The 12254-nt window shown below is 67.8% G+C and carries 13 protein-coding genes; 11 read left to right on the forward strand and 2 right to left on the reverse strand.

Annotated features, from left to right (window positions below):
- Positions 1 to 1359: 1359 nt before the first annotated feature.
- Complete coding sequence (locus Q0741_RS24940) at positions 1360 to 1860, forward strand: phage regulatory CII family protein (protein WP_298235897.1); 501 nt, start codon at positions 1360 to 1362, stop codon at positions 1858 to 1860.
- Positions 1861 to 2121: 261 nt separating this feature from the next.
- On the opposite strand, the gene Q0741_RS24945 is transcribed toward Q0741_RS24940, so the two are convergent.
- Entirely contained in the window at positions 2122 to 2607 is a 486-nt protein-coding gene (locus Q0741_RS24945) for a hypothetical protein (protein ID WP_298235898.1), read from the reverse strand.
- A gap of 268 nt (positions 2608 to 2875) precedes the next feature.
- Positions 2876 to 3082, reverse strand: a complete 207-nt coding sequence (locus tag Q0741_RS24950; RefSeq protein WP_298235899.1) for a hypothetical protein — start codon at positions 3080 to 3082, stop codon at positions 2876 to 2878.
- A 127-nt stretch (positions 3083 to 3209) separates the two neighbouring features.
- On the opposite strand from Q0741_RS24950, the gene Q0741_RS24955 reads away from it, so the two are divergent.
- From Q0741_RS24955 to Q0741_RS25000, 10 genes are all read left to right on the forward strand, one after another.
- Positions 3210 to 3575: a hypothetical protein gene (locus tag Q0741_RS24955; protein ID WP_298235900.1), complete on the forward strand. Its 366-nt coding sequence runs from the start codon at positions 3210 to 3212 to the stop codon at positions 3573 to 3575.
- A gap of 66 nt (positions 3576 to 3641) precedes the next feature.
- Positions 3642 to 4739: a DUF1376 domain-containing protein gene (locus Q0741_RS24960; protein WP_298235901.1), complete on the forward strand. Its 1098-nt coding sequence runs from the start codon at positions 3642 to 3644 to the stop codon at positions 4737 to 4739.
- A gap of 86 nt (positions 4740 to 4825) precedes the next feature.
- Complete coding sequence (locus Q0741_RS24965; RefSeq protein WP_298235902.1) at positions 4826 to 5545, forward strand: hypothetical protein; 720 nt, start codon at positions 4826 to 4828, stop codon at positions 5543 to 5545.
- Positions 5546 to 5697: 152 nt separating this feature from the next.
- A complete protein-coding gene (locus Q0741_RS24970; RefSeq protein WP_298235903.1) occupies positions 5698 to 6099 on the forward strand; it encodes an HNH endonuclease in 402 nt (133 codons plus the stop codon).
- A gap of 263 nt (positions 6100 to 6362) precedes the next feature.
- Positions 6363 to 6851 (forward strand): hypothetical protein, encoded by a 489-nt coding sequence (locus Q0741_RS24975; protein WP_298235904.1) that lies wholly within the window; start codon positions 6363 to 6365, stop codon positions 6849 to 6851.
- Between the two features lie 83 nt (positions 6852 to 6934).
- Entirely contained in the window at positions 6935 to 8554 is a 1620-nt protein-coding gene (locus Q0741_RS24980; RefSeq protein WP_298235989.1) for a terminase TerL endonuclease subunit, read from the forward strand.
- 4 nt (positions 8555 to 8558) lie between these two features.
- Positions 8559 to 9890 (forward strand): phage portal protein, encoded by a 1332-nt coding sequence (locus Q0741_RS24985; RefSeq protein ID WP_298235905.1) that lies wholly within the window; start codon positions 8559 to 8561, stop codon positions 9888 to 9890.
- Positions 9838 to 10617 carry a head maturation protease, ClpP-related gene (locus Q0741_RS24990; protein WP_298235906.1) on the forward strand — a complete coding sequence of 260 codons (780 nt, stop codon included), beginning with the start codon at positions 9838 to 9840 and terminating at the stop codon, positions 10615 to 10617. Before Q0741_RS24985 ends, Q0741_RS24990 begins: the two co-directional genes overlap by 53 nt.
- 67 nt (positions 10618 to 10684) lie before the next feature.
- Positions 10685 to 11968, forward strand: coding sequence for a phage major capsid protein (locus Q0741_RS24995; protein WP_298235907.1), 1284 nt, complete (start codon positions 10685 to 10687; stop codon positions 11966 to 11968).
- A 55-nt stretch (positions 11969 to 12023) separates the two neighbouring features.
- Entirely contained in the window at positions 12024 to 12254 is a 231-nt protein-coding gene (locus Q0741_RS25000; protein ID WP_298235908.1) for a hypothetical protein, read from the forward strand.

The following is a 12254-nucleotide window of genomic DNA, read 5'->3' on the forward strand; positions in this document are numbered from 1 at the left end:
GCGTCGCCTGTTTTATTCCCCTGAGCAGGGGCAGGGTTGGGTGCTAGATCCTGAGTCTGGGCTTCGAGGCTGACTGCATTGGTCGGCAGTGTGGGTAGCAGCAAGGCCTGTAGGAAAGCAAGAACGCGTTGCTGATCTTCCGCTAGAAGCCGGCCGTACAGCCGCGCTACCGACAGGGCCTCCGCGTCTAACGGCTCCGCCCCGGGCGGGCTGTCCATCCAACCGCGCGGCTTACGCATACCGGTTTCTAAAGAGTCGGCCATGTCGTCGCCGATCATGCGCCGGCCCTTTTCGCAGGCCGTCAAATGCGTGTCAGTAACCCCGGTAAGGGCCATCAGAGCAGACGGACCGCCGGCTTCGCGTAACAGCTCGCGTAGACGCTGACGCCGCGTTTCACGGTACGGCCGTGGCGCCTGATGGTCGTTGCTCCCCATAGCCAAACTGTATGCGTTTTGCATCGGGGAGGGCGATGCAGTATGCTTCGAATCAAACGGAGCAAATTGCATAGGATGGACCTTAGAACCTATATTGGGTCGCGCTCTGGTAAGCGCTCAGATGTCGTTGCGGACTTGGCAGGTCGGCTGGAGATCTCTGCGGTCTATCTCACGCAACTGTGTGCCGCGGGCGGAGCCAAAGCCAAACGTGAGCCTGCGCCACACCTGGCGGTAAGCATTGAATGGGAAACCAAGGGCGCTGTCCGACGTTGGGACTCCAGGCCGCGCGACTGGTGGTTGATCTGGCCGGAGATCATCGGGGTGCCTGGTGCGCCCGCAATCCCAGCTACGCCTGAAATCTCGGCGCCTGCTGACCAGCGCAGTGGCAAGGACCGGCGCAGCGGTGGGGATCGGCGTAGGGGTAAGCGGCGGAGCACCGATCCAGGCGGCACTTCATGAGCCGCGTGCTGCACAAGCTCGGCGCCGTCTCGACGAACTGGTCGTTACGCCGCCCCGACGGCGATCCTGCCCAGAGTTCCCAGCGCCCAGCTCATCTTGCGAAACATCACTTGTCCTTCCTGAGGTGGTTGCGTTTTGAAGCCAACAGCGTAACCCGACCCAGGAGGGAACTGGCTGCAGCCGTGTGCTGGCAGTACAGCGGCGGAGTGGGAACGGGTGAGTTCGCTCGCAGTTCCGATATCGACTCGCTCTCAGCATCGCGCGCAGCCCACGGGTATTGCCCAGCGCACGCCTGCCCATGCCGCACCTGCGGTCCGCGCCACGCGCGCCGGCAGGTATCGAAGAACGGGCGGCCTGTAGTGGCTCGCCCTGACATGGTTCCTGAACTCAACCAGTTTTCTACCCATGCCGCGAGTGTCCGCAGCTGCGGGCAGGGCGGCCATGGCGCCGTGAGGAGGTCGCTGCCATGGACATAAACGACGCGCCGCGCTATCTGGCGCGCAAATATCCGGGCGGCGCGGCTGCCCTGGCCTTCCGGATGGGAATGTCGTCCTCGACGCTGCAGCATCAGCTCGATCCCAACTGTCCCGGCCACAAGCTCGGCTGGGACACGGCCGTGGAGATGAGCGTGCTGGCCGACGACCCTGTGATGCTCAACGCCTTCGCCGCGGCGCTGCGGCGCATGACGCTGCCGCTGCCCGACGTGAGCCTGGCCGGCGAGTGCGTGCTGCAGGGCGTGGCCCAGGTCACGCGCGAGTTGGGCGACTACCTGGCGCACGTGAGCGAGGCCCTGGCCGACGGCCAGGTCAGCGACAACGAGCTGCGGCACTGCGAGCGCGAGCTCGGCCAGCTCATCGCCGCCGGCCAGCACCTGCAGGCGCTGCTGCACGCGCGCAACCAGGCCGCGAAGCCCGCGCACGAGCGCCGGCAGACGGTGCGGCGGGCGGCCGATCGGGGGCCGCGGTGATGGCCTGGATCAGCGGTGAACCCGGTGCCGCGGCTTGGCTGTTGGGGGCGGCACTCGCCGTGGCCGTTCGCGCGGCGCTGGCCCTGGCGCGCCGGCGCACCAGGCGCATGACCTGGAGCGGCCAGTGGTTCGAGGCCTCTACGTCCTGGCCGCCGCGGCGCGGTGTGAGCGCCGGGCAGGTGCCGCCGCACCGGAACCCGCCGAAGTCTCAATCCGATATCGGGTGCAGCGCAGGGGTTGGGAAGGGCGGGCGGTAGTGAGCTACAGGTCAAGCATCTGCGGCAACTGCTGCAGCACGTCGGGGGCCTGGTCCAGTGCGGCATCGAGGAGCCGCTTGGAGACCTCCTTCAGGGCGTCGGCGCCCAGTTGCTTCAACGCGCCCAGCACCTTCGACTTCTTCTCCGGCGGTAGTGCAGACGCCTGCACTTTGGCGGCCAGCAGTGCCTGCAGTGTTTCGGCCTCAAAGCGCACGGTGACGGTGCCGAGGATGGCGCCGAGGCCGCCGTCGTCTTGTAGGAAGTCCAAGCCTTTGGCGGTGATGCCGGCGAGGTGTATCTGCCTTCCGCGAGACAGCATGTCTGTCCAGCGCGCGTGTATCAGGCCGTGCTGGTGCAAGTACATCGCATTGAAGTTCCAAGCGCGATCGTCATTGCTCATGCCGAGCTGCCGAGGGTCCAGCTCTTCCGGATACGCAGCGGCGAGTTGCTGCAGCAGCGTCAGCTGCAGCTCGCGGTTCATCAATTCCATCGGTGCCCTCCCTGGGCACGGTTGTCGCGGGCAAGCCGCGGCGTTTCTAGAAGGCCGCCTATGCGCGGCAAGGAGCCAGTGATGAAACAACAAGCCCCCGCCGCGGCGGGTGATGTGGTGGAACGCCTAACCGGCGCGGAGCAGCAAGCGCTAGAGCGGGTGCTGGAGCGCCTGAGCGGTGGCTTGACCAACGCCAGCCTCACTCAGCTGCAGGGCGAGATGCCTACCGAGCTCGGCCAAGCCGCCCGACGCTTAGTGTTGGCGGCGTTCAGGCCTCGCTCGACTCCCGCAGCGTCTTGGCCAGTGTCGTCGTGATCAGGCCCAGAAACCGACCCGCGTTCGCCGCTTGTTCGTCGTCCGAGATGTCGTAGGCGAACCGAAGGCTGCCGCTGCCCAGTGCGGCCATGACGATGCGCTGCGCAGCGATTTCAGCGCGGTACGTCTCGGAGGAGTAGTCAAGAAAGTTGTCTGCCATGGGTAGCCCTCCCGGGGCTGGTGGTTGGTTACGGGATCGCCAGCTTACCCGGGGAGGTCGCCCGTCCTTTTGATCTACAGCGGCGCCGATATCGGCCCGTGTCTTCACCGGCCATAGGGAGGTCGTGATGGAAAAACAAGAAGTGTCCCGAGCGGTCACGCGTGCGGTCCAGGCAGATGTGTTGCAAGGTCCGCGGCTGCCGCGGCCGGGGAGCCAGCCGGACACGGTGCTCCAGATCGTGCGCGAGGCGTACAGGCTCGGACAGAAGGACCTGACGCGTCGAGAGATTCAGCGGATTTGGATGGCGCTTGACGAGCGCAACGGCGTACAGGAGGTGCTGCGCGATGCCGGCCTCGTCAGCCGCTGCGTGAGCGACCTGGTGAAGCGCCAGGCGCTGCAGCAGCTGCCCGCGTCCAGGAACCGGCACTGCACCGTCACCGGCGAGCTGGTGAGCGTCGTGGCGTTGATCAGCGCCTCAGCCGACGGCACGTAAGGAATTGCCGATTTCCGATATCGGACCTTATGGTCCGGCGCGCAGTGTTGAGGAGGTCGTTGCGCGATGAAATGGTTCAAGCGAAACATCGGCGACGAGCTGCTGGCCGTGGGCCGGCTGCCAGCGTTGCAGCGGGGCATCTACTGGTCCCTGGAGCTCTACTACAAGGGCGACGAGTCAGGCCTCGTGGTGGACCTGCAGGAGCTGGCCGCCATGGCCGGCGTCAACGTCCGCAAGAAGGGCGAGCGCGAGGCGCTGGAAGGGGTGCTGCGCCGCTTCTTCGTGCTCGGAGACGACGGGCGCCACCACCGAGCGGACTGGGATCGCGCCGTCGCGGCGTACCAGCGCGGCGCGCCGGCGGAAGACGATGCACAGGAGGAGGGCGGCCAGTCGTCAGGTGCTGAACGGCAGCGCCGGTACCGCGAGCGCAAGCGCCGCCGCAAAGCCCTTTCCGATATCGGCGTGCCCGTTCAGGCGGACGCCAGTCTTGAAGAGCTGCGTGCCCTGTGTGTCCAGCATCTGGGCGAGACGGCATCGGCGGCGCTGGGCGACACGGACGGGGCCGGCGACACCGATGGCGTAACGCCGGTGACGTCACGCGTTACGCCCGTGACGCAGCCCCTTAAACCAGTAACCACAACCCATGAACCACCTTCCACCCCCACCACCCCCGGCGATGCAACGGTCGGTGTGGGTGGCGGAGAAGGTGACGCCGTAACGCCCTGCGTGACGGCTGCCGTCACGCCGTTACGGGAGGCGTCACGCTCCGATGCCGTGCGGTCCGTGGCGGCAGAGCTGACCGCCCAGGGGCTGCTCGTGCACCACACCGACGGCGATCTGCAACGGCTGGTCAGCGCCGGCTGGACGGCGCAGGCCATCCTGGACCAAGCGCCCAGGGCAGGCTGGAGCAGCGTGAAGGCGCCCATGGCCTGGCTGGCGGGAAAGGTGGCGAACCGGAGCGCCACCGCGCTGCCTGCGCCGGACGGCCCTGGTGCGCCAGGCGGCTGGCCGCAGACGCGCAGCGGCGTGGAGGCTATCGGCGTTGAGGCGGGTCTTGGCAAGTGGGATGAGGCGGCCTTCTACGCCCAGCGCGGCGAGTCGTTTGCGGAGTACGAAGCCCGGGTGAAACAGGCTGCCGGGCGCGAGCTGGAGGCTGTCGCATGAACGCACCGCTGGGGCCTTTGAAGCCCGACCGCGCGCCGCGGCGGCTCACCGGTGGACGGATTCAGCAGCGGCGAAGGGGGTAGGGAATGGACAAGGATGTCATCACGACAGAGGAGCGGTACAGCCGCGCCATCACCAGCAGCCATCTGCGGGCCGGCGATGCGGCCAGCGACGTTGATGTGCTGATCGCAGCCGGCGCCATGCGCGACGAGCTGGGGCCATTGCTCTACCGGCTGCGTGTCGAGCTGGACGGCGTGCGCGGCGAGCAGCTTCTCGTGCAGCAGCGACAGCGAGAAGTACAGGCGGCGATCAAGGTGTCCATGGCCTTGGTTCAGCGGGAGATGCGGCGCGGTCCGCCCCGGGCTGCCGAGGACCTCGAAGTCCTGCTGCGCCGCCAGCAGCAGCTGCACGGTGAAGAGCGCGTCGCCTATGCAAAGGCGCTGCAGCAGCTGCGCTCACTGCCGGCCGCACGCGACGCGCTGGGTCGTTGGGCCGTGGTGGAGGCGACCCGGCGGTACTTCATGCGGCCGGACAGCGTGGTCGTTGCGATCACCGGTCAGGTGTTGCGCACGTTCCTGGAACCGCGTTGCCAGAGCTGCCACGGCCTGGGCACCAAGGGAGGCAACGGCAAGCCGTTGCAGGTGTGCCGTTGGTGCAGTGGCACCGGTCGCGCGCAGGAGGCGCTGGGCCGTGATGATGTGGAGCGCAACTTCGCCACGTACCTGCTGGCGGAGATGGAGCGGCGCTTCTCGTTTGTCGATGCCGACATGCGGCACCACTTGCGCGGTCGGAATTTGCGCGGTTAGACTCCGCCCCACGCCGTGCCATGGTGCGTCCCGCACGGTGAATCTGACCAGCACGCTAGTGCTCAACCCGGTTCCGACCCGGGAGCTATCGGTGGGGTCAGTGCGTCTAAACAGCCCGCAGCAGCGGGCTTTTTCGTTTCTGGATCATCCACATGCCCAAGGCCGCGCCGAGATCCTGCGTGACCTGCGGCACGCTCGTGCGCGACGGCACCGCCCGGTGCGACGCCCACAAGGTCCGCGCCGGTACCTTTGCAGATCGCAGGCGCGGCACGCGGCAGCAACGCGGATACGGCGCCGACTGGGAGAAGCGCCGCCTGCGCATCCTGGAGCGCGACAAGGGCTTGTGCCGGTGTGACGAGTGCAAGCGCCTCAACCGCCTGCGCGTCGCTACCGAGGTGGACCACCGCATCAACAAGGCGACGTGGCTCGCACGCTTCGGCACGCTGGAAGGTGTGGACGAGGACGACAACCTGCAGGCCATCAACGTGGACTGCCACAAGGCGAAGACCGCCACCGAGAACCGGCCCCAGCTCCGCAGCGTGGCGCCGCGTTGAGGGCTCAACGGGTGCTCCCAGCGGGCAGCCGGCGCAGGCCGAGGCGCGCCGGGCGGCGGCGGCCAGGCCGGCCCCGACCCCAGCCCGTTTGGCGGGGAGGGGGGGGCCAAAAGTCTGGAGCCCGCCGCGCAGGACCGACCGTCCACCTGGATTTTTATGGGGACCAGAAAACTACCCCCGGGGGGTTGAAGGCGATAGAGGCCCCAGGACGCGCTGAAGCGCTCGGGGCCGCGCGCGCGCTCCCCGACTGAGAAAGCCGCTCCATGAGCCCAAAACCCTTCTCCTTCGCGGCCGGTGCGCCGCCCGATGGCGCCTCGAAACCCGCCTCCGGCGGCACCGAGGTGCGGTCGCCGGACCCGCCGCCGTGCACCGACCTGAGCGACCGCGAGGTCGCGCTCTACCACCACCTGTGCCAGATGCTGCGCGAGGCCGGCATCGAGCACATGACCGCCGGCCTGCCGATCGTGGTCATCGTCAAGACCTACGACGCCTGGCTCGATGCGCTGCAGCTGTGCGACGACCGCGGTCGCTACCGCACCTCGCAGAACGGCTACTCGTCCCTGCAGCCGTGGGCTGAGGACGAGAAGCGCCTGAAGATGGAGCTCGGCCAATGGTTGCCGAAGGCGTGCTTGACCATTCCGTCGCTGGCCAGGGTGCGCAAGGACGTCGGCGGGCCCAGCCCGCAGGACGACCTGTTCAGCGAGCTCGTCGGCCACGCTACCACCTCACCAAGAAGCAACTCGCCGCACTGACGCCGGCGCAGCTGCAGGAGTGGGACACGGCCTATGGCCTGCCCGTCCTGCAGGGCGACATCGTCACCGGCAAGTACACGTACCTGGCGGTCAAGCGGCACTACGAGGACCTGCAGCGCGCCGGCGAGCGCGGCCTCTACTTCGACGCGGCCAACGGCTGGCACGTCATCCAGTTCATCGAGCGCTTCTTCGTCCACATCAAGGGGCCGCTCGCTGGGCGGCCGATCCTGCTGGACCCGTGGCAGAAGTTCTGGACGGCGGTGCTCTACGGCTGGCGGCGCACCGCCGACGGCTCCCGGCGCTTTCACCGCGGCTATGAGGAGGTCGCGCGCAAGAACGGCAAGAGCACGTGGAAGGGGCCGCAGGGCGCCTACCTCTTCGGCTGGGCCGGCGAGATCGGCGCCGAGGTCTACGCCGTGGCCACCACGCGGGCCCAGGCCATGACGGTCTTCAAGCCCGCGTTCGACAACATCAAGAAGTGGGCGCGCCGCTCGCCCGGCGTCGCGCGCTCGTTCAAGATCTTCAACGGCCTCAACCAGGAAAAGATCGAGTGCGGCGAGTCGGTCTTCGCGCCGCTGCCGGCCAACGCCGACAACCTGGACGGCCTGAACCCGTCGGCCATCCTCTTCGACGAGCTGCACGCGCAGAAGACGCGCGACGTGTGGGACGTCATGGAGTCCGCGCTCGGTGCCCGGCGCGACCCGCTGCTGTCGGCGATCACCACCGCGGGCTACGTGCTCGACGGCATCTGCACCGAGATCCGGCAGTACCTGATCTCCGTGCTGGAGGGCAAGCGCGTCGATGACGCCTTCTTTGGCTACATCTACACGCTGGACGAAGGGGACGACCCCTTCGATGAGCGCAACTGGGTCAAGGCCAACCCGGGCCTGGGGCTGTCCAAGACCTGGGAGTACATGCGCACCATGGCGCGCAAGGCAGCCGCGCTGCCGTCGGCGCTGGCCAACTTCCTGACCAAGGACTTGAACGTCTGGGGCAGCGGTGCGGACAGCTGGTTCGACATCACGGTTTGGGACAAGGGCGGCAAGAAGTTCGACCCCGCGCTGCTGAAGGGCCGGCGCTGCTACGGCGGCCTGGACTTGGCCAGCACGCGCGACCTGGTCGCGCTGTCGCTGGTGTTCCCGCCCGACGATGACGACCCGGACGGCGATTGGTACGTGCTGGTGTGGCACTGGTGCCCGCAGTCGAAGATCGACACGCAGGAGCAGGACGACGCGGCCAACTACCGCGCCTGGCAGCAAGCCGGCTGGTTGGTGGGCACGCCGGGCGACGTGACCGACTACGAGCCGGTCAAGCAGCAGATCCTGCAGGCATGCCGGGACTACGACCTGGTCGAACTCGGCTTCGACCGCTGGAACGCACAGCAGCTGGCCAACGAACTGCTGGACCAGGACGTGCCGTTGGTGGAGGTGCCGCAGAACACCGGCGGCATGTACCCGGGCAGCAAGAAGCTGGAGCAGCTGGTCTACAGCAGACGTCTGCACCACGGCGGCAACCCGGTGCTGCGCTACTGCGCGGGCAACGTGGCGCTGCTCTTCGACAGCAACGACAACTTCCGGCCGGACAAGAAGAAGAGCCGGCCGCGTGGACGCATTGACGGCATCGTCGCGACCGTCATGGCGCTGAGCCGTGCCGCGGCGCCGCAGCCTGACAACTCGCCTGGCATCCAGGTGCTGAGGATCTGACCCGATGACCCGAACCTTCGACCTGTCCGCCAGGCGCCACGACTCGCGCGTGCTCGGCTCCTGGCTGGCCTCGCGCGAGGGCGGGGCCCAGCGGGCCGGCATCCAGGCCTCGGCCGCCGACGAGAACGCCGTCACCACGGGCCTCACGGCCCAGCAGCTGGTGAACGTGCTGGGGATGAGCAACACCTCGGCTGCCGGCGTGGCCGTCACGCAGGACACCGCGATGCGCGTGTCTGCCGTGTACGGCTGCGTCTCGCTCATCGCCGGTGCCATCGCTGGCCTGCCGCTGGCGATCTACGAGCGCAAGGGCGAGGAGAAGAGCCGTGCGTCACACGAGTACTGGGGCATGCTCAACGAGCAGCCGTGCGAGGAGATGTGCGCCTACACGGCCTGGGAGTACCTGATCAGCGCCAAGCTGTTCGGTGGCGACGGCTTCGCCAAGCTGCTGCGCCCCAGTCGCGTGAGCAGCCGCGTGATCGGCTGGAAGCCCTATCACTGGCAGCGCGTGACGCCGTTCAAGTCGGACGGCGAGCTGCTGTACCGCGTGGTGGAGGACGACGGCTCGGTGAACGTCCTGTACTCGGCAGACATGATTCACCTCACGTCCTTGGGCTTCGACGGTCGCACCAGTCCAAGCCCGATCACCTACGCCGCGCGCGAAGCCATCGGCATCTCGCTGGCCGGCCAGTCCTACAACGCCAGGTTCTTCAGCGAGGGTGCGGCCTTCGACTACGCGCTGAAAAGCGCCGGCAAGCTGGACGACAAGCAGCTCGCGCAGCTGCGCGAGAGCCTGGCCTTGAAGTACACCGGCGGCCCGAACAGCCGGCTGCCGCTGCTGCTCACCGGCGGGGTGGACGTGGCGCAGCTCACGGTGAACCCGAAGGACGCCGAGGTCCTGGCCACGCGGCTGTTCTCCGTCCAGGAGATCTGCCGCATCCTGGGTGTGCCGCCGTTCATGGTGGCGCACACCGACAAGACGACGAGCTGGGGAACGGGCATCGACTCCCAGGGCATCGGCTTCGTGCGCTACACGCTCCTGCGCCACCTTACGCAGATCCGCCAGGAGTTCAACCGCAAGTTGTGGCCGGGCCGCGGGCAGTACTACGCCGAGCACATCGTCGAGGCGCTGGAAAAAGCCGACCTGCTGACCCGCTTCCAGGCGTACCGCATTGCCGTAGGCCGCGCTGGTGAGCCGGGCTGGATGGTGCCCAACGAAGTGCGGCGCCGCGAAAACATGCCGCCGATCGAAGGCGGCGACAAGATCAACACCGGAGCACCCGACGATGCGCCAGCTTCTTCTCCTTCGCCTCCTGGCGGAAAACCGCCGGGCGTTTAAGCCCATCGAGCAGCGCATCGTCCGCACTGCAGACGCCAGCGATGCCACGGTCTACGTCTACGATCCCATCGTCGGCGACCGCGCCACGGCCGAGTACTGGGGCGGTGTCTGCCCGCAGGACTTCGTGCCCGCGCTCGCCGCACTGGACGTGGAAACCATCCACCTGCGCGTCAACACGCCGGGCGGCGATGTCTTCGCCGCGCAGGCCATGTCGCAGGCGATGCGCGAGCACAAGGCGCGCATCGTGGGCCACATCGACGGCTTGTCGGCCAGCGCGGGCACCGACCTGTGCTGCGCCTGCGACGAGGTGCGGATCAGCCCGGGCGGCATGTACATGATCCACCAGGCGTGGACCTTCGCCGCCGGCAACGCCGACGACCTTGAGGGCGTGGTGGGGCTGCTGCGCAAGGTGGACGGCACGATCGTGGACACCTACGAGCGCTTCACCGGCGGCGACCGCAAGCAGATCGAGGACTGGGTGAAGGCTGAAACCTGGTTCACCGCACAGGAGGCGGTGGATGCCGGCTTCGTGCACGCCATCGACGCCGGCGACAAGGGCGGTGACACCGCGGCCAAGGCCTCCGCCTGGAACCTGTCGGCCTACGCCAAGGCGCCGCGAATGCAGACGTCTGCACCGCCCCCGCCGGAGCCGCCCGCGGCCTCGGCCGACCACAGGGCCCGCCAGGCGCAGCGCATGCGGCTGCAGGCCCTCACCATCCCCAGGTAGCGCCCTCGCGCAACCGCATCCCGGCCCGCCCATCGGCGGGCTTTTTCATTTCCGGAAGGAAACCCAGATGAGCACCAAGCTCCAGCAACTGCGCGAGCGCCGCAACGCCAAGGCCCAGGAGGCCCAGGCGCTCAACAACAAGTACCCGGCCGACCAGCGCATGCCGAAAGGCGAGGCCGACCAGCTCGACGGCATCCTCAACGAGATCGAGGCCATCGACGCCGAGATCCAGCGCATGGAGCGCGCCGCGCAGCTGGCCGGCGACAACATGGGGCAGAACGAGCTGCGCGACCGCCACACGGTGGACCCCAACCGCCAGGAGAACCGCGACGGCAATGCCGCGCTGCGCGCCTACCTGGGTGGCGGCCTCATGGCGCTGACCGATGAACAGCGCCGCACCATGCTTGCGCGCCAGAACGACGACATCCGCCAGGCCATGAACCTGAACGGCGTGCGCAACGCCATGTCCACCGGCGTACCGACGGAGGGCGGCTACACCACGGCGCCCGAGTATTACGCCTCGCTCGAAGCAGCCATGCGTGCCTATGGCGGCATCTTCAGCGCGGTGGACACCATCCGCACCGGCACCGGTACGGCGATGAACTTCCCCACCACCGACGCGACGACGGAAGAGGGCGAGATCGTCGGCGAGGGCGGGCCCGCTACCGGTCAGGACACCGCGTTCGGCAACATCGCGCTGTCCGTCTACCGCTACAGCTCCAAGAAGATCGCGCTGCCCTGGGAGCTGATCCAGGACTCGTTCATCGACATCGAGGGCTACATCAACGAGCTGCTCGCGATGCGCCTGGGCCGGATTGGCAGCAAGCACCTCACCAACGGCACCGGCACCAACCAGCCGAAGGGCATCGTTACCGCCGCCACGTTGGGCAAGGCCGGCGCCACCGGTTCCACCACCAGCGTGGGCTATGACGACCTGGTGGACACGGAGCACAGCGTGGACCCGATCTACCGCGGCATGCCGGGTGTGGGCTGGATGTTCCACGACAACACGCTGAAGGCCGTCCGCAAGATCAAGGACGGCAACGGCCGCCCGATCTTCGTGCCCGGCTACGAGGCCGGCACGCCCGGCGGTGCACCCGACTCGTTGATGGGCAAGCCCATCGTGATCAACCAGGACATGCCGACCATGGCTGCCAATGCCAAGTCGATCCTGTACGGCGCGTTCAAGAAGTACAAGCGCCGCCTGGTGATGGACCTGACCATCTTCCGCATGACCGACTCGGCGTTCACGCTCAACGGCCAGGTCGGCTTCGTTGCCTTCAACCGCCAGGGCGGCAACCTCATCGACGCCGGCGGCGCCGTCAAGTACTTCCAGAACTCGGCCACCTGATGGCCACGGCACCGCCGGGCGCAGGCGTGCCCGCGGGCCACACCAGGAGAACACCATGGCAACGACCAAAACCGAAAAGCCGGCGCGCGCCCGCGTGCTGGTGGACTGCCCCGCGCTCGGCGTGAAAGCGGGGCAGGTGATCGAGGCTGCACCGGACGTCATCAAGGCGCATCCGGGCGAGCTGGACGACAACGATGCGGCGGTGGCGTACGCGCTGAAGGCGGGCGGCGATGTCGTCGCCTACCCGCCCAAGAGCGCGTCCGAGCAGTCCGTCGCCGGCGCCTGA

The organism is uncultured Azohydromonas sp., assembly GCF_937926365.1.
GTDB lineage: Bacteria > Pseudomonadota > Gammaproteobacteria > Burkholderiales > Burkholderiaceae_C > Azohydromonas.